21 protein-coding genes are annotated in these 25375 nt (G+C 71.6%); 12 read left to right on the forward strand and 9 right to left on the reverse strand.

Going from position 1 to position 25375, the window contains the following annotated elements:
• Positions 1-92: 92 nt before the first annotated feature.
• Positions 93-983, reverse strand: a complete 891-nt coding sequence (locus AB0N03_RS47120) for a diiron oxygenase (protein ID WP_364387119.1) — start codon at positions 981-983, stop codon at positions 93-95.
• A gap of 86 nt (positions 984-1069) precedes the next feature.
• Between AB0N03_RS47120 and AB0N03_RS47125 the strand changes: the two genes are divergently transcribed.
• Entirely contained in the window at positions 1070-1729 is a 660-nt protein-coding gene (locus AB0N03_RS47125) for a TetR/AcrR family transcriptional regulator (RefSeq protein WP_364387121.1), read from the forward strand.
• Here the strand turns inward: AB0N03_RS47125 and AB0N03_RS47130 are convergent.
• The 3 genes from AB0N03_RS47130 to AB0N03_RS47140 all read right to left on the reverse strand — a co-directional run bounded on the left by AB0N03_RS47130 (position 1726) and on the right by AB0N03_RS47140 (position 3251).
• Entirely contained in the window at positions 1726-2751 is a 1026-nt protein-coding gene (locus tag AB0N03_RS47130) for a DNA polymerase IV (protein ID WP_364387123.1), read from the reverse strand. The genes AB0N03_RS47125 and AB0N03_RS47130 overlap by 4 nt on opposite strands.
• Positions 2752-2773: 22 nt before the next feature.
• On the reverse strand, positions 2774-3037 hold the full coding sequence (locus tag AB0N03_RS47135; RefSeq protein ID WP_364387125.1) for a DUF3040 domain-containing protein: 264 nt from the start codon (positions 3035-3037) through the stop codon (positions 2774-2776).
• A gap of 64 nt (positions 3038-3101) precedes the next feature.
• Entirely contained in the window at positions 3102-3251 is a 150-nt protein-coding gene (locus tag AB0N03_RS47140; RefSeq protein ID WP_364387127.1) for a hypothetical protein, read from the reverse strand.
• 15 nt (positions 3252-3266) lie between these two features.
• Here AB0N03_RS47140 and AB0N03_RS47145 point away from each other — a divergent pair, with 15 nt between their 5' ends.
• Positions 3267-4325: a cobalamin-independent methionine synthase II family protein gene (locus AB0N03_RS47145; protein ID WP_364387129.1), complete on the forward strand. Its 1059-nt coding sequence runs from the start codon at positions 3267-3269 to the stop codon at positions 4323-4325.
• A gap of 31 nt (positions 4326-4356) precedes the next feature.
• Here the strand turns inward: AB0N03_RS47145 and AB0N03_RS47150 are convergent, their stop codons facing one another.
• Positions 4357-4485 (reverse strand): hypothetical protein, encoded by a 129-nt coding sequence (locus AB0N03_RS47150; RefSeq protein ID WP_364387131.1) that lies wholly within the window; start codon positions 4483-4485, stop codon positions 4357-4359.
• A gap of 94 nt (positions 4486-4579) precedes the next feature.
• On the opposite strand from AB0N03_RS47150, the gene ribA reads away from it, so the two are divergent.
• On the forward strand, positions 4580-5185 hold the full coding sequence (gene ribA, locus AB0N03_RS47155) for a GTP cyclohydrolase II (RefSeq protein WP_364387133.1): 606 nt from the start codon (positions 4580-4582) through the stop codon (positions 5183-5185).
• Here the strand turns inward: ribA and AB0N03_RS47160 are convergent.
• Positions 5182-5715: a MarR family transcriptional regulator gene (locus AB0N03_RS47160; RefSeq protein ID WP_364387135.1), complete on the reverse strand. Its 534-nt coding sequence runs from the start codon at positions 5713-5715 to the stop codon at positions 5182-5184. The genes ribA and AB0N03_RS47160 overlap by 4 nt on opposite strands.
• A gap of 99 nt (positions 5716-5814) precedes the next feature.
• Here AB0N03_RS47160 and AB0N03_RS47165 point away from each other — a divergent pair, with 99 nt between their 5' ends.
• Both AB0N03_RS47165 and AB0N03_RS47170 read left to right on the forward strand, forming a co-directional pair.
• The gene (locus tag AB0N03_RS47165; RefSeq protein WP_364387137.1) at positions 5815-6777 is read left to right on the forward strand and encodes an MBL fold metallo-hydrolase; all 963 of its coding nucleotides are present in this window, start codon (positions 5815-5817) and stop codon (positions 6775-6777) included.
• Positions 6774-8264 (forward strand): FAD-dependent monooxygenase, encoded by a 1491-nt coding sequence (locus AB0N03_RS47170; protein WP_364387139.1) that lies wholly within the window; start codon positions 6774-6776, stop codon positions 8262-8264. Before AB0N03_RS47165 ends, AB0N03_RS47170 begins: the two co-directional genes overlap by 4 nt.
• Positions 8265-8273: 9 nt before the next feature.
• Here the strand turns inward: AB0N03_RS47170 and AB0N03_RS47175 are convergent, their stop codons facing one another.
• On the reverse strand, positions 8274-10487 hold the full coding sequence (locus AB0N03_RS47175; protein WP_364387141.1) for a discoidin domain-containing protein: 2214 nt from the start codon (positions 10485-10487) through the stop codon (positions 8274-8276).
• Between the two features lie 517 nt (positions 10488-11004).
• On the opposite strand from AB0N03_RS47175, the gene AB0N03_RS47180 reads away from it, so the two are divergent.
• Together AB0N03_RS47180 and AB0N03_RS47185 are read left to right on the forward strand one after the other, a co-directional pair.
• Positions 11005-12699, forward strand: a complete 1695-nt coding sequence (locus AB0N03_RS47180; RefSeq protein WP_364387143.1) for a discoidin domain-containing protein — start codon at positions 11005-11007, stop codon at positions 12697-12699.
• Positions 12696-15626, forward strand: a complete 2931-nt coding sequence (locus tag AB0N03_RS47185) for a glycoside hydrolase family 3 C-terminal domain-containing protein (protein ID WP_364387145.1) — start codon at positions 12696-12698, stop codon at positions 15624-15626. Before AB0N03_RS47180 ends, AB0N03_RS47185 begins: the two co-directional genes overlap by 4 nt.
• On the opposite strand, the gene AB0N03_RS47190 is transcribed toward AB0N03_RS47185, so the two are convergent.
• Positions 15569-16615 carry a LacI family DNA-binding transcriptional regulator gene (locus AB0N03_RS47190; RefSeq protein WP_364387147.1) on the reverse strand — a complete coding sequence of 349 codons (1047 nt, stop codon included), beginning with the start codon at positions 16613-16615 and terminating at the stop codon, positions 15569-15571. The genes AB0N03_RS47185 and AB0N03_RS47190 overlap by 58 nt on opposite strands.
• A gap of 76 nt (positions 16616-16691) precedes the next feature.
• Positions 16692-19742 carry a discoidin domain-containing protein gene (locus AB0N03_RS47195; protein ID WP_364387149.1) on the reverse strand — a complete coding sequence of 1017 codons (3051 nt, stop codon included), beginning with the start codon at positions 19740-19742 and terminating at the stop codon, positions 16692-16694.
• A 292-nt stretch (positions 19743-20034) separates the two neighbouring features.
• Between AB0N03_RS47195 and AB0N03_RS47200 the strand changes: the two genes are divergently transcribed.
• The 5 genes from AB0N03_RS47200 (at position 20035) to AB0N03_RS47220 (ending at position 25218) form a co-directional block, all read left to right on the forward strand.
• Positions 20035-20787, forward strand: a complete 753-nt coding sequence (locus tag AB0N03_RS47200) for a sulfite exporter TauE/SafE family protein (RefSeq protein WP_364387151.1) — start codon at positions 20035-20037, stop codon at positions 20785-20787.
• Between the two features lie 43 nt (positions 20788-20830).
• Complete coding sequence (locus AB0N03_RS47205) at positions 20831-23158, forward strand: xanthine dehydrogenase family protein molybdopterin-binding subunit (RefSeq protein WP_364387153.1); 2328 nt, start codon at positions 20831-20833, stop codon at positions 23156-23158.
• Entirely contained in the window at positions 23155-23625 is a 471-nt protein-coding gene (locus tag AB0N03_RS47210) for a (2Fe-2S)-binding protein (RefSeq protein WP_364387155.1), read from the forward strand. Before AB0N03_RS47205 ends, AB0N03_RS47210 begins: the two co-directional genes overlap by 4 nt.
• On the forward strand, positions 23622-24425 hold the full coding sequence (locus AB0N03_RS47215) for a xanthine dehydrogenase family protein subunit M (protein WP_364387157.1): 804 nt from the start codon (positions 23622-23624) through the stop codon (positions 24423-24425). Before AB0N03_RS47210 ends, AB0N03_RS47215 begins: the two co-directional genes overlap by 4 nt.
• A gap of 97 nt (positions 24426-24522) precedes the next feature.
• Complete coding sequence (locus AB0N03_RS47220; RefSeq protein WP_364387159.1) at positions 24523-25218, forward strand: flavin reductase family protein; 696 nt, start codon at positions 24523-24525, stop codon at positions 25216-25218.
• The last annotated feature ends 157 nt before the right edge of the window (positions 25219-25375 follow it).

Consider the following 25375-nt stretch of genomic DNA (forward strand, 5'->3'; position numbering starts at 1 on the left):
CGGGAGCGGAAATTCCTGCGAGAAACCCTTGGTCACCGGGGAATCCTGGCGCAGTCCGGGCTCTACCGGGAAGGCAAATTTGCCCGGCCTGCTCAAATCAGGTGCGCGCGCCGCCAAATGCCCTCGGACCGGCCGCCGATCAGGCCCGCTTCGCGCAGGAACGGCACGATCTTCCCGGCCATCCAACGGCGCGTCTCGTGGAAGTGCGGGTTCGCGAGCGCCGCGGCCCGGCCTTCGCGTGCGTCGATCCCGACGCTGCGGTAGACCCGCGGGTCGACCATGCTGTCGATCACGCCGAACGCGACGAGCGCGGTCCGCAGCCGGTGCCGCTGCAGCGCCGCCTTCGACAGCTTCGGCGTCTCCCGCAGCACCTCCTCCTTGGCGAACCGGACGTGCCGGGCCTCCTCGACGACGTGGATGCGGTTGACCGAGCGGATCAGCGGCTGGATGCCGTCGTCGTCCATCATCGACCGCTGCAGCCGGTCGGTGGTCTCCTCGGCGACCAGCACGCTGGCGAACATCGACGGCCCGGCGGCGGTCGCGCCGAACACCTTCGCGGCGCGGTGCACGACCTTCGGGACGCCGTAGCGCGGCACGCCGAGGCGGTCGGCGGTGCGGGCGAACATCACCGAGTGCCGGGTTTCGTCGCCGATCTCGGTCATGGCGTACTGCGCGTGCTCGGTGCGCGCGTCGAGGTCGAAGACGTATCGCGCGAGCAGTTGCATCAGGACGATCTCGAACCAGAGGCCGACGCTCATGATGCTGGCGATCTCGTGCTTGGACAGCTCGATCCGCTGCGCCGGCGTCAGCTTTGCCCAGAGGTCGGTGCCGTAGAGAGAGACGCGCTCCAGCGGCATGTACGCCTTGCCTTCGGCGAGCGGCGCGCTCCAGTCGATGTCGACGTACGGGTCGTAGGAGTTCTTCGCGGAGCTCTTGAGCAGGCGAGCCGCGGTCACGTCCCGGTCCTGGGCCTCGACGCCCATGGCGGCCTCCGAAAGTAGGGGGTACACGCTGTACTAGATACTTCGGGAGCGTACACCCGCTCGGGGGCCGTGAGTAGGCTTTCGCCGTGACCAAGGTCGACGGGCGGGCGGCGCGCTGGGCGGGCCAGCAGGAGCGGCGACGCGCGGAGTTCGTCGACGCGGCCCTGGAAGCGATCGCCGAGCACGGCCCGGACGTCTCGACCGAGCAGATCGCCGAGCGCGCCGGCGTCGCGAGGACCCGCCTGTACAAGCACTTCGACGGCGCGGCCGACCTCCAGCGAGCGATCGCCGAGCGCGCGGCCGAGCTGGTGACGGCCGAGCTGCACCCGCTCTGGCACCCATCGGGCTCGCCGAACGAGATGATCGCGGCGGCGATCTCGACCCACCTGCGCTGGCTGACCGAGCACGCCCAGCTGCACCGGTACCTCGTCCGCACGCTGCCGGGCACGCCGGAGGGCCGCACGGACGTCCGCGGCACGATCGCCCGTCACCTCAGCCGCCTGTTCACCGGCTACCTGACGGCGTTCGGCCTGGACCCGGCCCCGGCGGACACGATCGCGTTCGGCCTGGTCGGCTACGTCGAATCGGCGACGACCCGCTGGCTCGACCACCCGGGCACGCTGAGCCTCGGGCAGCTGACCGGCCAGCTGAGCGGCACGATCTGGGCGATGCTGGACCACACGCTCCGGGCGGGCGGGGTCGAACTGGACCCGGACCGGCCGTTGCCGCTGCCGGACGGGCTCTAGTCCTCCCGCGGGAACTCCGCCCGCACGCCGAGCAGGCGCACCGCGCGGGTCAGCTCGAACATCCCCAGCACCTCCTGCGCCGCGCGGTCGATCTCGTCGGCTTCCGACGTCGGCTCGGGCAGGGTGACGCTGTGCGTGTGGGTCAGGAACGGCACGAACCGCACCTTCACCGCGACCCGGGCGGCCGGCCGGCCTTCGTCGAGGACGTCCTGTCCCACGCGCTTCGCCAGGGCCGACACCTCCGCCGCCATCTCCGCCGGGTCCGTGAGGTCGCGCTGGAACGTCGTCTCGCGGCTGCGGGAGCGGGCCACGTACGGCGTCGCGCTCACCTCCGCGTCGCTGATGCCGCCGCCGAGCAGGCGCAGCCACGGGCCGGTCTTCGGGCCGAACCGCGCGGCGAGCTCCGCCGGGTCGGCGCCGGCCAGGTCGAGGACCGTGGCGATGCCCAGCTCGGCGAGCTTCTTCGCCGTCTTGCCGCCGATGCCCCACAGCGCGTCGGTCGGGCGCGCGGCCATGACGTCCCACCAGTTCTCCCGTGTCAGCCGGAAGATCCCGCCCGGCTTGCCGAACCCGGTGGCGAGCTTGGCCCGCAGCTTGTTGTCGCCGATCCCGACCGCGCACGACAGCCCGGTTTCGCGCGCCACGGCCTCCTTGATCGACGCCGCCAGCGCCTCCGGGTCGTCGGTCTCGGCGCCGACGAACGCCTCGTCCCAGCCCAGCACCTCCACGACGACCGGGAGCTCCCGCACCGCGGCCATCACGTGCTCGGACACCTCGAGGTAGGCCGGCGGGTCACTGGGCAGGAAGACGGCGTCCGGGCAGCGCCGGGCGGCGATCCGCAGCGGCATGCCGGACTGGATCCCGAACTCGCGGGCCTCGTAGGACGCGGTCGCGACGACGGCGCGTTCGGTGGGGTCACCGTTGCCGCCGACGACCACGGGCTTTCCGCGCAGCTCCGGCCGGCGGGCGATCTCGACCGCGGCGATGAACTGGTCGAGATCGACGTGCAGGACCCATTTCACGGGTCCAGTCTGCACCGGAACCTCAGATCCGGTGCCGCGCCACGTGGGTCCAGACGGTGCCGGTCAGGGCGAGGATCCCGCAGAGGGTGACCCCGGGGTCGGGCAGGACCAGTCCGAGGACCAGCAGGGTCACGGCGACGACGTCGACGGCGATCAGCAGGGCGCTGCGGAGCGCACGCGACTTCGGGCGCCGTCCGTCGCGTAGCGCGGTGGCCAGGTCGGGGTCGCTGAACTCGAGGTTCCGCTCGATCTTCTCGAGCTCGGTGCGATCGTGGTGACTGAGCATCGGGGTACTCCTTCGGCGCCGAACCCGCCGTATCGCCAAAGCGAATACCCCATCGTCCTCCTGGTTAACCGCCGAACGCCTGCTCATTTTGCGCTTTTTGCTGCTCCGACCGGGTGATCTGCGCTCGGTGACCGCTCTGGATCACGCTACGTTCGTCGAGCACGAGGCCGGTGAGGCCGGCCCCGCGCCGGTCGAGGCCGGTCAGGACCTTCAAGCAGCGGAGGACTCGATGACCCTGCCCACCGAACCGATCGGCAGCATTCCGCGCCCCGGCTACCTCGTCGAGGGGCTCGGCGCCTTCGCCACCGGACAGATCGACGCCGCCGCGCTCGCCGAGCTGGAGAGCCGGGCGCTGGCCGACACGATCAGCCGGTTCGAAGAGACCGGTTCGCCGGTCGTGTCCGACGGCGAGCAGGGCAAGCCGAGCTTCGCGACGTACCCGCTGGCCGGGCTGACCTCGCTGGCGCCCGACGGCGTCGTCATCCCGTTCGCCGACGGGCACACCCGGCAGCTGCCGCGGCTGACCGCGGGCCCGTTCCGCTACGCGACGCACGCGGACTCGTACCTGACGCGCGCGAAGGCGCTCACGGGCAAGCCGGTCAAACAGGCCGTGATCGCCGCGTCCGCGATCTCCCTGATCTACCCGGGCGACGGCATCGACGGGTACCCGCGGGAGCAGTTCGTCGCCGACCTGGTGAACGAGGCCGAAGCAGACATCCGGCGCAGCCTCGACGCCGGGGCGCACAGCGTCCAGATCGACTTCACCGAGGCGCGGCTGTCGCTGAAGCTCGACCCGTCCGGCGGGCTGCTGCGCCAGTTCGTCGATCTCAACAACGCGGTGCTCGAGAGGTTCACGACCGAGGAGCGCGCGAAGATCGGCGTCCACACCTGCCCCGGCGGCGACCAGGACTCGGTGCACAGCCTCGACGTCGACTACGCGGGCCTGCTGCCGACGCTGTTCGAGCTGAAGGCGGGGAACTTCTACGTCCAGCTGGCCAGCGAAGCCGACCCGGACCGGGCGCTCGGGGTGATCTCCGAAAACCTGAAGGCGGACCAGCGGATCTTCGTCGGCGTGATCGACCCGATCGACCCCCGGGTGGAGACGGCGGAGGACGTGCGCGACCGCGTGCTCGCGGCGGCGAAGTACCTGCCCGCCGACCGGCTCGGCACGTGCGACGACTGCGGGTTCTCGCCGTTCGCGGACGACACGTCGACCTCGCGCGACATCGCGTTCGCGAAGATCCGGGCGCGGGTCGAGGGCACGCGGCTGGCGGCCGAGCGGCTGTGAGGGGTGCCTGAGGGCCCGGCGCGCCGGGCCCTCAGGCCGTTTCGGCGGCGACCTTCGGCCCGAGCGCGACGAGCACGCTGCGCAGCACGGCGTCGAGCCCCCGCCGCCAGTTCGAGGGTCTGCGCCGTTCGGAGCCGATCGGGAAGATCTCGTGATCCACCGGTGTTGGCTCCAGTGATGTTCGGCGCGAAGACGATGTTCGAATTTGAACTTCCGGTAGGGTCGATCACGTGGGCGATCCGAGGGGAGCAAGCATGACGGCCGAGGTGCGGACGCGGGTCCGGATCCCGCTGCGGCTCGACGGCGGCGTCGCGGTCGAGGCCGAGGCCGTCACCTTCCGGGGCCTCGCCGACGGGGGTGAGCACCTCGCCTTCGTGCTCGGCACCCCCGGGGATGTGCCGCTCGTGCGGCCGCACTCCGAATGCCTCACCGGGGACGTTTTCGGGTCCGCGCGCTGCGATTGCGGTCCTCAGCTGGCCGAGGCCGTCGAGCGGATCTCCGCGACCGGCGGCTACCTGCTCTACCTGCGCCAGGAAGGCCGGGGGATCGGCCTTTACAACAAGCTCGACGCTTACGCCCTGCAAGACCAGGGGCTCGACACCTACGCCGCCAACGCCGCGCTCGGCCTGCCCGAGGACGCCCGCGACTACACCGTCGCCGCGCAGATGCTCGAGGCGCTCGGGGTGAGCGAAGCGGACCTGCTGTCGAACAGCCCCGACAAGGCCGCGCAGCTGCGCAAGGCCGGGATCATCGTGCGCGAGCAGGTTCCGACCGGGGTCTTCGCCACCGAGAACAACGTCCGGTACCTCCGCGCGAAAGCCGAGCAGACCGGGCACACCCTGCCCGGGCTGGCCAGCTAAGCCAGCCGCTGGGCCGCCGCGGCCGCCGGGCTCGTGGTCAGCTTCTCGAGCAGTCCGATCAGGACCGTCTGTTCCGACGCCGTCAGCGACGCCGCCCACGCCTGCTCGCGCGTGTTGTGCGCCTGGTACGCGTCCGTCACCGCGTCGTGGCCCGCCTCCGTCAGCGCCAGCCGGACGGCCCGGCGGTCCTCCGGAACCTGCGTGCGCGTCACCAGGCCGTCTCGCTCCAAGGTTTTGACCAGCGCCGAGACCGCCGCGCGGCTCATGCCGGCCAAGCGCGCCGCGTGGCGGGACTCCAGGGGACCGGCCAGCCACAGCACGAACAGCACCCGGAACCCGCCCCAGCTCAGTCCGCGCGGCCGGTGCACCGTCGACTCCCAGTCGTAGACCAGCGCGCCCGCCAGCCGGTGCAGCGTGAGGCCGAGGCGCATCGCGACGGGGTCCGTGTCCGGCAGCTCCGCCTTCGCCTTCCCGATCGCGTAGTCGACGAACGAGAGGTAGTCGAGGTCTTCGGCCGGCCGATCGGTCATGCGCCCCAGATTAGGCGAAGGGGTTCCGCGCGCCGTCCGAGCGGGTTAGTGTGACCGGCGAGATAGTCAAACCTTTGACGATCAGAAGGAGCGCTCGCCGTGACGAAGAAAGCCTTCGCCTCTTCGGCCGACCTGGCGGAGAAAGCGCAAACCCTCGAAGTCCTGGACGACGGCGTCTACGCGTTGACCGCCGAGGGCGATCCCAACATCGGTGCCATCGAGGGCGAGGAATTCCTCGTCTGCTTCGAGGCGCTGGCCACGCCGGTCGCCGCGGGCGAATGGCTCGCGAAACTGCGGGAACACACCGACAAACCCGTGCGCTACCTGGTGCTGAGCCACTACCACGCGGTGCGCGTGCTCGGCGCGTCCGCGTTCGACGCCGAGGTCATCGTCGCGCACGAGAACACCCGGGCCCTCGTCGCCGAGCGCGGCAAGGAGGACTGGGCGAGCGAGTTCGGCCGGATGCCGCGGCTGGCGAAGGGCGCGGACTCGGTGCCCGGCCTGACGTGGCCGACGCTGACCTTCTCCGACCGGCTCACCCTCGACCTCGGCGGCGACCGCGGCGACCTTGTCCTGCAGTACTGCGGCCGCGGCCACACCGAAGGCGACATCGTCGCCTGGCTGCCGCGGCAGAAGATCCTGTACGCCGGCGACCTCGTGGAAGCCGAAGCCGCGCTCTACACCGGCGACGCGTTCCACCGCGAATGGGCAACGTCCACTTTGGACCGCGTCGGCGCCTTCGGGGCCGAGACGCTGATCGGTGGCCGCGGCGGCGTGAGCCGCGGGGCGCAGGCGGTCGAAGCCGCCATCGCGCAGACCCGGCACTTCCTCGACACGATGATCCGCGAGGTCGGCGCGGCCCGTGACGCCGGCGGCACGCTGAAGGACGCCTTCGAACGTACGCACGCGGCGCTCGTCGACCAGTACGGCCAGTGGCCGATCTTCGAGCACTGCCTGCCCTTCGACGTCTCACGGCTGTGGGACGAGCTGGGCGGCATCGAACGGCCGGTGGTGTGGACCGCCGAACGCGACCGCGAAGTCTGGGACCAGCTGCAAGGATGAGCGTCGTGGTGCTCGGCAGCGGCCCGGTCGGCCAGACGGCCGCGCTGCTGCTCGCGCGCTGGGGCGTACCCGTGGTGCTCGTCGACGAGCACGAGGTGCGCGACCCCGTGGGGTCCAAGGCCATCTGCCAGCAACGGGACACAGTGGACGTCTGGGCGTCGCTCGGCGCGGGCCACCTCGCCGAGGAGGGCCTCACCTGGACGACCGCGCGGACGTTCCACCGCGACACCGAGCTGTTCTCGCTGAAGCTGCCCGACGGCGGCTCGGCGCTGCCGCCGTTCGTCAACCTCTCCCAGGCCCGCGTCGAGGAGGTCCTGGACGAGCTGATCGCCGCGCAGCCGCTGATCGACGTCCGGCGCGGCCACCGCGTCCGGGCGCTGACCCAGCCCGGGCGGGTGGTGGTCGAGTGCGACACGGCGGACGGGCCGCGCCGGATCGAGGCCGACTACGCCATCGCCTGCACCGGCTCCCGCGGCGACGCCGTGCGGCGGGCGCTCGGGCAGCGTCTCGACGGGGTGTCCTTCCGGGACCTGTTCCTGATCTGCGACATCCGCGCCGACCTGCCCGGCTGGGCGGCCGAGCGCCGGTTCTACTTCGACCCGCCGTGGAACCCGGGCCGCCAGGTGCTCATCCACCCGTGCCCGGACTCGCAGTTCCGCATCGACTGGCAGGTCCCGGCGGACTACGACCTCGCGGCCGAGGAGTCGGGCGGGGCGATGGAAGCGCGGATCCGGGCGATCATCGGCTCGGCCCCCTACGAGGTCGTCTGGCGCTCGGTGTACCGCTTCCACACGCGCCTGGTCCCGCGGATGCGCGCCGGCCGGGTCCTGCTCGCCGGGGACTGCGCGCACCTCGTCGCGCCGTTCGGGGCGCGCGGCCTCAACTCCGGGGTCGCCGACGCGGAGAACGCCGCGTGGAAGCTCGCCCGCGTCCTGCGCGGCGAAGCGGGGGAGGACCTGCTGGAGAGCTACCACACCGAGCGGCACGCCGCGGCGGTGGAGAACGCGGCCGTCACCACGGCCACGATGGACTTCCTGGTGCCCCAGGACGACGAGCAGCACCGGCGCCGCCTGGACGTCCTCACGCGCGCGGCGCACGACCCGGCCGCCTGCGAACAGGTCGACTCGGGCCGGCTCGCCGAACCGTTCTGGTACGCGGATTCGCCGTTGACCACGCCCGATCCGGGACGGCCGTTCGCGGGACGCCCGCCGCGCGGAGCGGTGCCGCCGCCGGGCCCCGGGATCCTGCTGCCCGACGTGACCGTCGCGAGTGGACGGTTGCGCGACCTCGCCAGGCAGGGGTTCCTGCTGCTGACCACGCCGGGTGTCGACGCCGCCGGGATGCGCTCGGTGGAGATTCCGGTGGGCGGCGCGCTGGGTGCGCGCCCGGGCGAAGCCTGGCTGGTCCGCCCGGACGCGTACGTCGCCGCGGTACTGCAGGACCCGACGGAGATCCGCCAGGCCCTGCAGCGCGCTGCTGTCACGTGAAAGCTCCGGTCACGGGTAGCTGACCAGCGGGCTCACCTGGTGGGCCGTGTTCGCCGGGTCCCCGGTGTCGTTGATGACGTGGGCGATCGTGCCCACGCCGCCGAGCGACACCGAGACCAGGTTGTGGAACCGGACCCCGCCGTTGTTCGGCACCTCGAACGAGTGACTGGCCACCATGGACGGGTTGGTCTGGAAGAAGCAGTAGCTGCCCAGTCCCCAGCCTTCGTGGCTGGTCACCGAGTCGGCCACCTTGTACGCCGCCCAGCCCTGCCGGCCGCCGCCGCTGGACCAGGAGCCCTGGTCCGGCGGGTCGTACGGCATCTCGTTCTGGAAGAAGTACGTCCGCCCGCCGTTGCCGTTCCAGAGCACCTCGTACTGCTGGTAGTGCTCGACGAACAGGCCGTACATCGTTACGTTCGCGCCGTTCACCACCAGGCCGTTCGCCGCGGTGTTGACGTTCCAGCCGACGCCGTTCGAGTGGTCGCCGCGCCACAGCCACATGTGGTCGCCGATGACGTTGCTCGAGTTGACCACCAGCGTCTGCGTGGCCTTCCCGACGGCGGCGCCGCCGATCCGGAAGAACACGTCGTGCAGCGACGTCGGGTCGGCCGCGTGGCCGGCGTTCGAACCCGGCTGGCCGACCTGCACGAGCACCGGCGAGTTGACCGCACCGGCGTCGATCAGCAGCCCGGCGATCTTGACGCCGTCCACATCGGACGTCGTGATCGCCGCGGTGCCGTTGGTCGGCTGCAGCGTCGCCAGGCCGAGGCCGAGCACCACGGTGTCCGGGCGCGTGACGTTCAGCGCCTGGTCGAGGTGGTAGACGCCGGGCGTGACCAGGAGGTTCTTGCCCGCGGCCAGGGCGGCGTTGAGCGTCGCGGCCGAGTCGGACGGGTGCGCGACGTAGAACTCGCTGAGCGAGATCGACTGCCCGGCCGGGGCGCCGTGGCCCCAGCTGGTGCCCGAGGAGTTCTGCCGCAACGCCGGGACGAACACGTTGTAGCTGCCCGAACCGTCGACGTAGAGGAACGGCTTCTCGCGGATCACCGGCGTCTGGCCGACGACCGTCTCGGGCGGGTTCGGGAACGACGCCGGCGGGGTGCCGGTCGAGCCGACGAACACCATGTTCCACACGCCGCCCTGCCAGCCGCCGAGCTCGCTGTTGCGGGTGAGGAACTGCTGCTGTGAACCGGAAACGGCGACGCCGTCGATCTTGCTGTCGGCGATCAGGCCACCGCTGGCCCAGCCGTCACCGCCGTTCCACAGCTGGATCTGGCTGCCCTTGAGGTGCATCCGTCGGTAGGGCGCGGCCTGCGCGACGGCCCAGCGTTCGACCTGCCCGGCGGGCAGCGTCACCGAGAGGTTCTCGGCCGAGCGCCAGAAGTTCTGCGTCGCGTTGCCCTTGTTGGCCGGGTTGTCGCCCTGCTGCAGCCAGTCCGCCTCGACGCGCACGTGCCCGTTGAGGTTGACGTCGTCAGGGGAGAGGCCGAGGCCCGCCACCTGCTCGTAGAAGCCGAGGTTGACGTCGGCGGTGTAGTTCCCGGGCTTGAACAGCACGGCGTAGCGCTCGTTGCCGAACTGGTTGGTGTGCTGCTGGTTCGCCAGCTGGGTCAGCCGGTTCTGGATCGTGGCGGCCGGGGTCGACGGGTCGAAGACCGACACGTTCGGCCCGAGGTCCGGGTTGCGCGGGTCGGTCGGCGGGATGGTCGTCCCGCCGCCGGTGCCGTGCACGGCGACCTCCCAGAGGGAGTAGCCGTAGCCGGTGGCCCGCTGGGTGCCGTTGATCCGCAGGTAGCGGGCCGTGCCGGTGACGGGCACGGTCTGCGTGCCGCCGGTCGAGGTGGTCGTCGCGTACGCGTCGGTCCAGCTCGTGCCGTTGCTCGAGAGCTGGACGGTGAACGCTTTCGCGTACGCGGCTTCCCAGGTGAGCACCACGTCGCACAGCTGCTGCGCTGAACCCAGGTCGACCTGCAGCCACTGCGGGTCGCTGAACGCGCTGGACCAGCGCGTCCCGGAGTTGCCGTCGACCGCGGCGGACGCGAGGGTGCCGCCGTTCTCGGCCGAGGACGCGGTCGCGGTGCGGCCCTGCGCGAGGTTCGTGCTGCCGCACGCGGCGGCCTGGGCCGGTGCGGAGCCGACCGCCACGGCGGTGGTGACCGCGGTGACGAGGGTGGTCGCGAGGACGAGAAGGCGGTGTGCGGGGGAGAACGTCGTTGATCTCATCTGCCTGCCTGCTGATCGAGGGGAGACGCCAGGAGGGGACCGCGCGGCGGTGCCGGGCGGCGGCGGACCGGGCGAGCCCCACAGCTCGCGTCGGCGTCGGGTGGTGCGACGGGTTCGCGGCCGCCTCATCGCCCCGGCGCCGTGAGCCGGTGGAGCGGTGCCGAGGCGGGTGCGACGGCGCGAACCGGTCAGCCCGAAGAGGTGCGTGTCGCGGCGGAACGATCCCGGGTGGCGGTCACGGAACCGGTTCCGACCGGCGGTTCGAAGTTAACAGCGCGCGTGTCGGCGGAGTCAAGGCTCCGGCGCGGATTCGTTCTCCCGGACCAGTGCCGGGGGTGGTCCGCGACCGTCCGGCGCAACGCCGTTGACATTTTACGGCTCTTTATTTATATCCTGAACTAAGAGCGTGCCGACGGGCGGGACCCACACCCGCGCCGAGGACCACGTGAGCCGATCCGCGCCGGGGCAAGGCCGTCCCGGCGCCGGTTCGCCGTGGAGGTGCCCCATGCAACGCCGCATGCCGAGAACCCGGGTTCTCGCCGTCCTCGTCCTGACCCTGGCCGCCCTGCTCACCGCACCGGTCGCCCAGGCCGCTCCCGTCCTGCTCTCCCAAGGCCGTCCGGTGACGGCGTCCTCGGCCGAGTCCGCCGCCTTCCCGGCTTCCGCCGCGGTCGACGGCGACCCCGGGACGCGCTGGTCCAGCGCGTTCGGCGACCCGCAGACGCTGCAGGTCGACCTCGGCGCCACCCAGCAGCTGTCCCAGGTCGTGCTGAACTGGGAAGCCGCCTACGCCAAGGCGTTCACGCTCCAGGCGTCCACCGACGGCGCCACCTGGACGTCGCTGTACTCGACCACCACCGCGACCGGTGGCACGCAGACGCTGAACGTCACCGGCAGCGGCCGGTACGTCCGGCTGACCGGCACCCAGCGCGCGACGCAGTACGGCTACTCGCTCTGGGAGTTCCAGGTCTACGGCGGCGGCGGAACGACCCAGCCCGGCGACGTCCTGCTCTCCTACGGCAAGTCCGGCACGGCGTCCTCCTCCCAGGACGACGGCGCGTGCCCCGGCTGCCTGCCGGCGAAGGCGTTCGACCACGACCCGGCCACGCGCTGGGCGACCAGCGCGACCACCGGCTGGGTCGACCCCGGCTGGATCACCGTCGACCTCGGCGCGGTCGCGGCCGTGCACCAGGTCGTCCTGCAGTGGGACCCGGCCTACGCCGTGGCGTACCAGCTCCAGGTGTCGAACGACAACGCGAATTGGACCTCGCTGTATTCGACCACGACCGGCAAGGGCTTCAAGGAGACGCTGACCGTCAACGGCAGCGGCCGGTACGTCCGGATGTACGGCACCGCGCGGTCGAACGGCTACGGTTACTCGCTGTGGGGCTTCGACGTCTACGGCACCGGCGGCAACCCGACCACCCCGCCGCCCGCGCCGCCGGCCCCGCACTTCCCGGGCACGCTGGTCTGGAGCGACGAGTTCAACGGAGGTTCGGGCGCCGGCCCGGACGCGAGCAAGTGGACCGCCGAGACCGGCCCGGGCGTCAACAACGAGCTCGAGTACTACACGAACAACAACAACGCCAAGCAGGACGGCCGCGGCAACCTCGTCATCCAGCTCCGCCGCGAGGCGACGCCCGGCTCGGCGTGCCCGGTCGACCCGATCAGCGGCAGCGGCACCTGCCAGTACACCTCCGGCCGGATCAACACCGCGGGCAAGTTCAGCTTCACCTACGGCCACGTCGAGGCCAACATCAAGGTGTCCGGCACGCAGGGGCTCTGGCCCGCGTTCTGGTTGCTGGGCGCCAACTTCTTCAGCGGCACGCCGTGGCCGAACTGCGGTGAGATCGACATCATGGAGCACGTCGGGAAGTCGCCGAACCTGGCCTACTCGACCATCCACGCGCCCGCGTACAACGGCGCCGGTGGTATCGGCGCGCCCCTCGACCTCGGTCAGGACGTCTCCGCCGGCTTCCACAAGTTCGGCCTCGACTGGGACGCGAACCACATGACCTTCTCCGTCGACGGCAACGCGTTCGAGACGATCGACCGCGCCACCGTCGAGAGCACGCGGGGGCCGTGGGTCTACGACCACCCGTTCTTCCTGATCCTCAACAACGCCATCGGCGGGGACTTCCCCGGGCCGCCGGGGGCCGGGACCGTGCTCCCGCAGGACATGGTGATCGACTACGTGCGGGTCTACCAGTGAGGCGGCGGCTCGCGCTCGTCACGGGCGCGGTGGTGGCCGCCGGACTGCTCACCGCGCCGCTGTTCACCGCGCAAGCCGCGCCGGCCCTGCTCTCGCAGGGCCACGCGGTGACCGCGTCCTCCACCGAGAACGCCGCCTTCCCCGCCTCGGCGGCGGTCGACGGCGACCCGGGCACCCGGTGGTCGAGCCTGGCGGCCGACCCGCAGACGCTGCAGGCCGACCTCGGTTCGTCGCACACGCTGAACCAGGTCGTCCTGCAATGGGAGCCGGCCTACGCGAAGGCGTTCACGATCCAGGCGTCCGCCGACGGCAGTCAGTGGTCCACTGTGTACTCGACGGCGACGGGCACCGGCGGCACGCAGACGCTGCCGGTGTCCGGCACCGGTCGGTACGTCCGGTTGACGACGACCCAGCGCGCCACCCAGTGGGGCGTGTCGCTGTGGGAGTTCCAGGTCTTCGGCGACGGTTCGGCGCAGGCGTGCGGCAGCGCGAACGCGGCCCTGCGGCAGCCGTCGTCGGCGTCCAGCGTCCAGTCGGACGCGTTCCCGGTGTCCGCGGCCTTCGACGGCGACGCCGGGACGCGCTGGTCGAGCCTGGCCGCCGATCCGCAGTGGATCCAGGTCGACCTGGGCAGCTTACGGCCGGTCTGCGGCGTCGACCTGACGTGGGAAGCCGCGTACGCGAGTGCGTACACGATCCAGCTGTCCGCCAACGGTTCGTCGTGGACGACGGCGGCGACCGTGACCGGCGCGGGCGGCACCGAGCACCCGGCCGTGTCGGGGACCGCCCGGTACGTCCGGCTCAACGCCACGGCCAGGGCGACCCAGTGGGGCGTCTCGCTGTGGGAGTTCGCGGTGCACACCAGCGACAGCGCCCCGCCGACGACCACACCCACCAACCCCGGTGGCTGCCCGTGGGTGGGATCCGCCGCGCCGGTCGCCGACCGCGTGAACCAGTTGATGGCGGTGATGACCGCGCAGCAGAAGATCAAGGTGCTGCACGGCAACGGCGCGACCGGGCCCTACATCGGCAACACCGACGCCGTGCCGGAGCTGTGCATCCCGGCGCTCGGCCTGCAGGACGGGCCGGCCGGCGTCGGGGACGGCCTCGACGGCGTCACCCAGTTCCCGGCGCCGGTGTCGGCCGCGGCGACCTGGGACACCGGCCTGCTGAACCGGTACGGCACCGCGATGGGCGCCGAGTTCGCGGGCAAGGGCGTCGACATCGCCCTCGGCCCGACGATCAACTTGGTCCGCGACCCCCGGTGGGGCCGCAACTTCGAGACCTACGCCGAGGACCCGTACCTCGCCGGGGCGGCCGGGACCGCGACGATCCAGGGCATCCAGAGCCAGGGCGTGATGGCGCAGGCCAAGCACGCGGCCGCCTACAACGTCGAGGCCGGGGCGTCGCGCGGCACGCCGTCGGACAACGTCATCATCGACGACCGGACCCTGCACGAGCTGTACCTGCCGGCGTTCCAGCAGGTGGCGAGCCAGGGCCAGGTCGCGTCGATGATGTGCGCCTACAACCAGATCAACGGCGTCCCGGCGTGCCAGAGCAGCGGTGTGCTCACCACGGCGATCAAGCAGGACGCGAACTGGGGCGGGTTCGTCGGCTCCGACTGGGGTTCGGCGACCGGCGGCCCGCGGCAGCTGGCCAACGGCGGCCTGGACATGGAGATGCCCGGCGGCGCGTTCTTCGGCCAGGGCCTGCTCGACGCCGTCTCGCGCGGCGAAGTCACGCAGGCGCGCGTCGACGACATGGTCCGGCGGGTGCTGACGCAGATGTTCAGGTTCGGGGTCTTCGACCGGGCCCGGCGGGGCACGCCCGCTTCCGTGGTGACCAACGCGGCGAACGTCGCCACCGCGCGGGACGTCGCGGCGGCCGGGTCGGTGCTGCTGAAGAACACCGGTGTCCTGCCGCTGACCGCTTCGACGAAATCGATCGCGCTCTCCGGCGGCGACGGGATCGACCCGCAGAACATCGGCGGCGGCAGCGCCAAGGTCAACCCGTCGCCGGCGTCGGTGAACCCGATCAACGGCATCAAGGCGCGGGCCGGCTCCGGTGTCACGGTGTCCTATGTGGACGGCGCGGGGGAGCACGTGCAGACGCCGAACATCGCGGGTGCGGTCGCGCAGGCGCGTACGGCCGACGTCGCGATCGTGTTCGCCAGCTACGGCGAGTCCGAAACCCAGGACCTCGACACGATCGACCTGCAGAACCAGCAGAACGACCTGATCGACGCGGTCGCCTCGGCCAACCCGCGCACGATCGTCGTCCTCAACACCGGGTCGGCCGTGACGATGCCGTGGCTGGCGAAGGCCGCCGCGGTCATCGAGGGCTGGTACCCGGGGCAGGAGAACGGCAACGCGCTCGCGTCGCTGCTCTACGGCGACGTCAACCCGTCGGGCAAGCTGCCGGTCAGCTTCCCGAAGCAGATCGCCGACCTGCCCACGGCGAACGTGCAGCAGTTCCCGGGCGCCAACGACCGGATCGAGTACTCGGAAGGCCTCAACGTCGGGTACCGGTGGTACGACAGCCGGAACATCGAGCCGCTGTTCCCGTTCGGCTATGGCCTGTCGTACACGACGTTCGGGTTCTCGAACCTGGTCGTCACGCCCCAGGGCGGAGGCGGCACCGCGACCGTGACGGCGACGGTGACCAACACCGGCACCCGCGCGGGCGCCGACGTCGTCCAGCTCTACGTCGGTCAGCCCACCGGCAACGGCGAGCCGCCCAAGCAACTGAAGGGATTCAAGAAGGTGCAGCTCAACCCGGGGCAGAGCCAGCAGGTGTCGTTCCCGCTCACCCCGCGGGACCTCGCGCACTGGACCGGGTCGTGGACGACGAACGCGGGCCAGTACCGCGTCTACCTCGGTGATTCCTCGCGCAACGTCCCGCTCTCGGCGGCGCTGACCGTCTCCTGAGTCGACTCCCGGATCACCAGGGACGTCGGGACGATCAGCGGCTCGTCCGGCCGGGGTGCCCCACCCAGCTGGGCGAGCAGCTGCCGGGCCGCCGTCTCGCCCATCTGCCGCAGGGGCTGGCGGATCGTCGTCAGCGGCGGCTGGGTGTGGGCGGCCAGGGGGATGTCGTCGAAGCCGACCACGGCGACGTCCTCCGGCACCACCCGCCCGGCCCTGCGCAGCCCGGCCAGCACGCCGGCCGCGGTGAGGTCGTTGTGGGCGAAGACGGCGTCGAACTCCGGGCCGGTGGCGAGGAGCTGGAGGATCGCCGCTTCTCCGCTTTCACTCGTGAAATCGCCTTCGATGACCAGATTCGAGTCCAGCACCAGTCCCGCTTCGCGGATCACGTCGCGGAAGCCGTTGAGCCGGTCGCTCGTGCAGCCGAAGTCGCGCGGCCCGGTGACGGTGGCGAGCCGGGTGCGGCCGGTTTCGAGCAGGTGGCGGCCCGCGGCCGCGCCGCCCTGCCGGTTGTCCGTGCCCACGGACGGGAACGCGGGACGGCGGCCGCGGTCGTCGATCACCACCACCGGCAGCCCGGAGTCGTGCAGCACGCGCAGGTGCCGCACCGCGTCCGGCGGCTCGACGAGCAACAACCCGTCGAACGCCTTCGCCGCCACCTGGCGGGAGAACTCGTCGAGGGAGTCGGCGCCGCGGTTGGCCGTGGACAGCAGCAGGCCGTAGCCCTTGGCCTCCACGACGTCGGCGACGCCCTGCAGCACCTCGCCCATCCACGGCCAGGTCAGCCCGGGCACCAGCATCCCGACCGTGCGGGTCACGCCGCGGGCCAGCCCGACCGCGCCGGCACTCGGGATGTACCCGGTCGCCGCGATCACCTCGCGCACGCGGATCGCGGTCGCCGCGTCCACATCGGCCTTGTTGTTGAGCACCCGCGACACGGTCGTCTTGCTCACCCGTGCGCGGCGGGCGACCTCGGCGATCGTGACGCGCATCCGTCCTCCCGGGCAGGCGTGACCTGTGGTGCCAAGGTACTCGCCCCGGGGCCCGCCGCGAGGGGTGCGAGATCGATCAAGTCCGGACAGAAACGCGCGTGAGGCTCGCGTCGCCGCTTCGCCAGGCCGTCCGGACCGCCACGTACCGGGCCGGCCCGGTGCTCGCCGCCTGGTAGGTGAGGCCGTCGACGCTGGTTTCGATGCTCGCCTTGGGGCGGCGTCCGGGTGTCCAGACCAGTTCGACCGCGGAAACCGCCGCCACCGCCCCGAGATCGACGACCATCCGGCCGTCCGGGCCGGGGCGCCACGCCGTCGCGGGATTGTCGTCGACGGCCGCCGCGGGGCTCGACATCCCGGGCGGCAGGGGTTCCGCGGGGAAGGTGGTCCGGCCGAGCGCGGCGTCGGCCAGCGGGTAAGGGCGGACGTCGCCGAAGACGACCGGCACGGTCCGGCGCGGCGGCAGCACCACCGGCCGCGGCCGGCCGCCGTCCGGCGTCACCGTGACGAGCACCGGGAGGAACCCGGACGGCATCGTCAGGTCGACCCGGCTCGCGTCGCGCACGACCGCCTTCAGCCCGGCCGGGCCCCGCACGGTGAACCGCGGGGGTTCGATGCGGCCTTCCGCCGCGGCCAGCGCGTAGGCGACTTCGGTGCCCGTTTTGGTGAGGATCTGCTCACCGTGGTACAGCCGGTACGCGCCGCCGTCCTGCGGGAGGGTCGCCGTGCCGCTCGCCGCGGCGCCGGAAAGGTTGAGCAGCACGAGGAAGCCGTCGGTGACGGTCGCGCGGACCGCGGTGGTGCCGGTGGTGACCCGGGCGCGTCCCGGCTTCCGGGGAGCCGGGTACAGCTCGGCGAGCAGGGGCGCGGCGGGCCCGTCGGAGAGGGTGACGCGGTCGCCGGTGACGGTGAGCGGGTTCGGGCTGTCGACGAGGATCCCGGCCCGGCCGTCGATGTCCAGCCAGCCGCCGGTGCTGCGCAGCGCGGGCACGGGGTAGGTCGCCGCGGGCGTCCAGGTCGCGCCGTCCTGGGACGTTTCGATGCGGTACTTGCGTCCCGCCGCCGCTTCCCAGCTCAGGTTGACGCGGTCGAACGTCCGCGGCGCGCCGAGGTCGATCGCGAGCCGGCTGTCCGCTCGTGTCCGGTCCGATGTGGACACTGCCCAGCGGGTGGCCGCGTCGCCGTCGTTCGCGTACTTGGCTTCCTTGCCCGGGCTGGCCGAAGACGCCGACGCGGTGCCGGCTCGCGCGAGGTCGGGACCGTCGCCGTCCCGGATTTCCAGGGCCCAGAGCGAATAGCCGTACTGCGGGTCCGGCTGGACGCCGAGCATGCGGACGTGCCGGGCGGTGACCGGGGCGAACGTCAGGTCGTCGGTCCGGGCGCCGGTGGGCGCGGCCTGCGCCTCGAGCGTGACCTTGCCTTCGGCGGCGGTGTAGGTGCGGTCGCCGTCGAGGCCGGGGACGCCGGGCATGGTGAGGTTGTAGACGTTCAGGACGCCTTCGCTCTCGGCGACGCCGGTGCTGGCGTAGACGGCGGCGCCGGTGGGCAGCGTCGCGAGCGCGGCGTACCCGTCGTCGAAGCGCAGGACGCCGACGGTGCCGTCGAAGCCGTCCCGGACCTTTTCGTAGGTGGTGGCGTGCCGTTCTTTGACGGCGATGTTCGTGGCCGGGAGCAGCATCGGGTTGGCGCCGCCGAGCACGAACAGCCAGTCGTCGTGGTGCGGCTGCCAGGCGAACTTGACGAAGCCGGGCTTGGTCACGGTCGCGGCCCAGGCGGCGGGGGAGCGGTGGGCGAGGAGGCCGGGCGCGGCACCGAAGTCGGCGACCCCGGCGGCGCGGGCGTCGAACTCGGGGGCGCTTGCCGGGGTGAGGGGGCCGTGGTGCCGGGCGCGCCACTCGTGGAGCAGGTAGCTGATGGCGAGCTCGGCGCGGGCTTCGGGCTCGTACTTCGGTTCGCCGGAGAACTTCGTGATCCGGTCGGCGGGCGCGTAGGCCTGGTAGGGCTCGAGCCGCGCGGCGAGGTCGGCTTCGGCGCGGGCGGCGTGGCGGTCGCCGAGCACCTGGGCGCGGAAGGCGAGCGGGATGACGTCGCGGCCGTAGAGGTGCTCGCGGTCGGCGACCATCGGCATCAGCGGCTCGCCGGCGTCGCTGGTCATGAGCAGCATGGTGCGCCAGAGGAGCTCGCCGTTCGGCTGCGCGGTGAGGACTTCGGGCAGCGGGGCGCCGGCCGCGAGGAAGTGCATGGAGTTGCGGCCGGAGGTGCGCCAGAGCTCCTCCTGGTAGTGCGGGCCGAAGGAGCCGTGGTTCTCGACGAGGAAGGCGTCGTAGAGGTTGGTGGCGGTGTTCGCGCTGATCGGGACGCCGTCGACGAGCCGCGGGTTGGCGAGATCGGCCGCCGGCAGCCCGCCTTCGTTGCGGCTCCAGGTGCCGAAGGCTGCCTGCCAGTCCTTCGCTCTCGTGTCTCCTGGTGCCCACGCGAGCGCCGGGGCGAGCGATTGGGCGTAGACGCCCATCTCTTCCAGCTTGGTGTCGCCGACGAAGCCGCCTTTCAGGCCGTTCGGTGTCCAGCCGCCGGAGGTCGGGTCGTCCTTGGTGCCGAGGGCGGTGGTGTAGGCGGCCTGTTCGGTCGTGATGCGCTCGACGTGCTGTTTCGTGGCGTCGTCGAGGTCCGTCCACAGGAGACGCGCGGCGAGCAGGAAGTACGACTGGAAGGTGGTGTCGAAGAACAGCTTCCGGCCCCACTCGGTGCCGCCGGTGAGCAGGTTCGACGCGGCGAAGTGCTTGATGGTGGCGAGGGTGTGGGCTTTGAGCTGTTCTTTTTCGATGCCGGCGGTCACGGCGTCGTAGCCGGGACGGGTCAGCAGGAGGGCGTTGCCGAGGACGACGGCGAAGGTGAAGTCCTTCGCGGGGTAGATCCCGGCCGCGGCGTCGAACTGCTGCTCGGCCCACCGGGTGTGCCGCAGCAGGACGCGCAGGTAGGTGGCGGCGACGGGGTCGGGCGGGCCATCGGGGGCCTTGCTGGTCGCCCCGTCCACCGCCGCGGCGGCGACGCCGGGCACCAGTCCCGAGGCCAGGATGGCCGCGACGCCGCCCGCGCCCAGGAGGGCCTTCCGCCGGTTCAACTCACCCATGGTCCGGTCTCCGCTCGATGACAACCTTGTCAGCGCGGATTCTGGGACGGCTCGCACCGAGGGGGCAAGCCCGGCGCCGGATCCCGTCCGGTTTCGGACAAGGCCTGGGTAATTCGTATAACGACCTATACCGTCGGGGATTGGTCGCACTCGCTTCGCGGTGTCTTGAATGAGTCTTTCCGGACCTCCGAAGACCTGAATGACTCATTCAAGACCTTTGCGGCCGCCGCTCGTGCGCCGGTGGGAGCAATCTCACCGCAGCCCCCCACCCGAGCCGTGTTGAGATGACAACGTGATCACCGACCCCGGCGTCTTCCTCCTGCTCGTCCTGGCCGGCGTCGGCGCCGGCCTGACGGGGTCCATCGCCGGGCTGGCCTCGCTCGTCTCCTACCCGGCCCTCCTCGCCGCCGGGCTCCCGCCCGTCACCGCCAACATCACCAACACCGTCGCCATGCTCGGCACCACCGCCGGGGGCGCCGCCGGGGCGCGGCCCGAGCTCGCCGGCCAGCGGCGCAGCATCGTTCCGCTCTGCGTCATCACCACCGTCGGCGGCGCGTGCGGCGGGCTCGTCCTCCTCCTGACGCCGTCCGGCGCCTTCACCGCGATCGTGCCGTGGCTGATCGGCGGCGCCTCGGTCGTCCTCATGGCGGGCCCGCGCCTGCGCCGGCTGGCCGAAGGCGCCGAGCACCGCGGCCTGAGCCCGGCCACCGCGGTCGCCGCCTTCTTCATCGGCATCTACGGCGGCTACTTCGGCGCCGCGGCCGGCGTGCTCATGCTCGCCCTGCTCGTCTCCGTGTGGAACCAGCCGCTCGCCCGGACGAACGCCGCGAAGAACCTGGTCACCGGCTCGGCGAACCTGCTCGCCGCGATCATCTTCGCCGTCACCGGCAAAGTCGACTGGCCGGCCGCCCTCGCCGTCTGCCTCGGCTCCCTCGGCGGCGCGTGGCTGGGCTCGACGCTCGTGCGCCACCTGCCGGCGACGCCGTTGCGCATCGGGATCGGCATCGCCGGCCTGGGACTCGCGGCGGTGCTGGCGTTCTCCTGAAAACAGGGCATGATCGGCGGGGTATCGGCGAGCAGGAGACCAGATGAGCATTGTCGGGACCCGGGTGGTCCGCCAGGAGGATCAGAACCTGATCACCGCGGGCGGCACCTACGTGGACGATCTGCGGGAGGAAGCGCTTTCCGGCGCCGCGCATGCGGTGTTCGTGCGCAGTCCCGTCGCGCACGCGCGGATCGAAAGCATCGATGTCAGCGAGGCGAAGGCGGCGCCGGGGGTGCTCGGCGTGTTCACCGCCGCCGACCTCGGCCTCGACCCGCACGACGCGGGGCCGGTGAAGGAACCGTGGCTGGCCGACGGCGTGGTGCGCTACGTCGGCGAGCCGGTCGCGCTCGTCCTCACCGAGGAGCGCTACCAGCTGGCCGACGCGGCCGAGCTGGTCGACATCGACTACGACCCCCTCGACGCCGTCGCGAGCATCGATGCGGCGCTGGCGGACGAGACGCTGCTGTACCCCGAGACCGGCAGCAACATCATGCAGGTCAACGGGACGAAGGAGTTCGACGACGGGATCTTCGCGGAGTGCGAGGTGGTCGTCTCGACGACCATCGTCAACCAGCGCGTCGCCCCCGCGCCGCTGGAAGTCCGCGGCGCGTCGTGCGCCTGGGGCGAGGACGGCAGGCTGACGGTCTGGCTTTCCACGCAGAACGCCCAGATCGCCCGGACGCAGGTGGCCATGAGCCTGGGCGTCGGCGAAGAGAACGTGCGCGTCATCGCGCCGGACGTCGGCGGCGGGTTCGGCGCGAAGATCGGCGCGGACCCCGAAGCGACCGTTCTCGGCTGGGCCGCCAAGGAGATCGGGCGGCCGGTCCGCTGGGTCGAATCGCGCAGCGAGAACCTCACCTCGATGACGCACGGCCGCGCGCAGCAGAACACCGTGACCGTCGGCGGCAAGCGCGACGGCACCGTCCTCGCGTACCGCCTCGACGTCATCCAGGACGCCGGCGCGTACCCGCGGACGCTGTTCCTGCCGACGCTGACCGAGCTCATGGCCGTCGGCGTGTACCGGTTCCCGAAGGTGGAGACGCGCAGCCGCGCCGTCGTCACGAACACGACGCCGATCGCGGCCTACCGCGGCGCGGGCCGCCCGGAGGCGACGGCCGCGCTCGAGCGGGCGATGGACCGTTTCGCCGGCGAGCTCGGGCTGGACCCGGCCGAGGTCCGCCGGGTCAACTTCATCCGGCCCGAGGAGTTCCCGTACCAGACGCCGACGGGCGCGTCCTACGACACGGGCGAGTACGCGGCGGCCCTGGACAAGGCTCTCGAAGCCGCCGGCTACGCCGAACTGCGCGCCGAACAGAAACGGCGCCGGGAAGCCGGCGACCCGATCGAGCTCGGCCTCGGGATCGCGGCGTACGTCGAGATCACCGGCGGTGACTCCGGCGGGGAGAGCGGCCGCGTCGACCTCTTCCCGGACGGCTCGGTCGTCGCCTGGACGGGCAGCTCACCGCACGGGCAGGGCCTCGGGACGTCGCTGGCGATGCTCCTGGCCGACCAGCTCGGCGTGCCGCTGGAGAAGATCACCGTCCGCCACGGCGACACCGACGAGGTGCCCAAGGCCGTCGGCACGTTCGGGTCCCGGTCGCTGCAGCTGGGCGGCTCGGCGATCCGGCAGGCCGCCGACGAGGTGATCGCGCAGGCCCGCGAACTGGCCGCCGAACTCCTCGAAGCCGCGCCGGACGACCTCGAGCTGGACGCCGAGCGCGGCGTCTGGCAGGTCCGCGGCGCGCCGTCGAGCACCGTGCTCAGCTGGGCGCAGGTCGCCGAGACGGCGTCCGGCGGCAAGCTCACCGCCGACGTCTGGTTCGGCGGCGGCAAGCCGACGTTCCCGTTCGGCGCGCACCTCGCCGTGGTCGAGGTCGACACCGAGACCGGCAAGGTCGTGCTGCGCCGGATCGTCGCCGTCGACGACGCCGGCCCGATCGTCAACCCGCTGACCTTCCGCGGGCAACGCCACGGCGGGCTCGGCCAGGGCGCCGCGCAGGCGCTGATGGAGGTCGTCACCTACGACGAGGACGGCAACCCGACGACCGCGACGCTGGCGGACTACTCGTTCATCACGGCCGTCGAGCTGCCGGACTTCGAGCTGGTCGACATGGCCACCCCGACCGACCGGAACCTGCTGGGCGTCAAGGGGATCGGGGAAGCGGCGACGATCGGCTCGACGCCCGCGGTGCACAACGCCGTGGTGGACGCGCTGGCCGAGCGCGGCGTCAAGCACCTGGACATGCCCACGACCCCGATCCGGGTCTGGGCCGCATTGGAACAGGCTGCCCTTCAGGGGGTCCGGGTGGCGGAGCCCCCGGCCCGGGGCGAAGCGCCGGATGTCACAGCTCGGAAGGAAAACGCCCGGTGAAGGTTTCGATCGAGGTCAACGGACGGCCGGTGGCCGAGGAGGTGCCGGACCGGACGCTGCTGGTGCACTTCCTGCGCGACACCGCCGGGCTGACCGGCACGAACATCGGCTGCGACACGACGTCCTGCGGCGCCTGCACGGTGCTGCTCGACGGCGAGTCGGTCAAGTCCTGCACGGTGCTGGCCGCGCAGGCCGACGGCCACGCCGTCACGACCGTCGAGGGACTGTCCTCTTCGGACGGTTCGCTGCACCCGGTGCAGCGGGCGTTCCGCGAGCAGCACGGCCTGCAGTGCGGGTTCTGCACACCGGGGATGATCATGGCGTCGGTGTCGCTGCTGGCCGACAACCCGAAGCCCACGCGGGACGAGGTGCGGGCCGGGATCGAGGGGAACCTCTGCCGCTGCACCGGTTACCACAACATCGTGAGCGCCGTGATCGACGCGTCGGGGCAGGAGGTGGACCGGTGATCCCCGCCGAGTTCCGCTACGAGCGAGTGTCCACAGTGGAGGAAGCGGTGGCCCGGCTCGCGTCCCTGGGTGACGAGGCGAAGGTCCTCGCCGGCGGGCATTCCCTGCTGCCGCTGATGAAGCTGCGGCTGGCCGCGCCGGAGTACCTGATCGACATCGGGCCGATCGACGATCTGCGCTACGTCCGCCTCGACGGCGACGACGTCGTGATCGGCGCGTTGTCCCGGTACAGCGACCTCACGAGGGACCCGGTGCTGCTGGAGCACGCGCCGCTGCTGGCGCACGTATCCGGCGAGGTCGGCGACCGGCAGGTCCGCCACCGCGGCACGATCGGCGGTTCGCTGGTGCACGCCGACTCCGCGGCGGACCTGCCCGCGGCGGTGCTGGCGTCGGACGCGGTGCTGGTGGCGCGCGGCCCGGCGGGGGAGCGGCGCATTCCGGCGTCGGAGTTCTTCCTCGGCCCGTTCACGACGCCGCTGGAGCCGGACGAGCTGCTGACGGAGATCCGCCTGCCGGCGCAGACCGGTCAGGAGTGGGGCTTCGAGAAGTTCACCCGCCGCGCGATCGACTGGGCGATGGTCGGGGTCGCCGTGGTCGGCGGGCGGGTCGGGCTGGTGAACATGGGCGGCGTCCCGCTGCGGGCGACGGCTACGGAGTCGGCACTTTCCTCGGGGGCGTCTGCCGCTGACGCCGCTGCCTTGGCGGCCGAGGGAACTTCGCCGCCCGACGAGCCCCACGCGACGGCCGAGTACCGCCGTCACCTGGCGCGCGTGCTGACCCGGCGGGCGCTGACCCACTGAGTCGTCGTCGCGATCACCGGTGTCCGGTGTGACGCCGGTGATCGCGACGGCCGATTCCCGCGAGTCTTCGTCACGCGGGGGCGGCAGGATCGAGGGTGTGAAGACGGAAACCCTTGCGCACACGGCCATCGAGCCGGGCATCCTGTACTTCGGCACCCCGGTCGTGCTGATCTCCAGCGAGAACGAGGACGGCTCGGCCAACCTGGCCCCGATGTCCTCGGCATTCTGGTTGGGCTGGCGCGCGATGCTCGGACTCGGCGCCCGTTCCAAGACCGCCCAGAACCTCCTGCGCACGCGAGAGTGCGTGTTGAACCTGCCATCGGACGCGCTCGCCGCGGCCGTCGACCGGCTGGCGTTGACGACGGGTTCGGATCCGGTTCCTCCCGGGAAGGTTTCGCGCGGGTATTTCCACGTCGCGGACAAGTTCTCGCGGGCGGGGTTGACTCCTGTTGCTTCGGAGACTGTTTCTCCGCCTCGGGTCGCCGAGTGTCCTGTCGCGATGGAAGCTGTTGTCGAGGCTGTGCATCCTGTTGCCGATGAGGATCCTTCCCAGCGTGGGGGGATCGTTGCCATCGAGGTTCGGGTTCAGCGGGTGTTCGTTCATGAGGAAGTCCGGGTTCCCGGGAGTCCGGACCGCATCGATCCTGATGCCTGGCGGCCTTTGATCATGAGTTTTCAGAAGCTTTATGGTTTGGGGTCACAGGTTCATCCTTCCACCTTGGCTCGGATTCCGGAGCGGCTCTATCGGGGGCCGGATATTGATCGGGCTCGGGGTGTTTCCTCTCTTGGTTGAGTTTTAGGGATACGGCTTCCCACGCGACGGTGCCGCTGCCGGGTTGCCGCTTCCACCTGATCGGTAACTGTTCAGGCCATTTCCGGGACTTGAGCGTGACTGTGGGATGATCTTGTTGTGGGAGAAGGTGTCCGTCCTTCGTATGATGAGCTGGCCG

This window comes from Amycolatopsis sp. NPDC051061 (assembly GCF_040682935.1).
Classification (GTDB): Bacteria; Actinomycetota; Actinomycetes; order Mycobacteriales; family Pseudonocardiaceae; genus Amycolatopsis.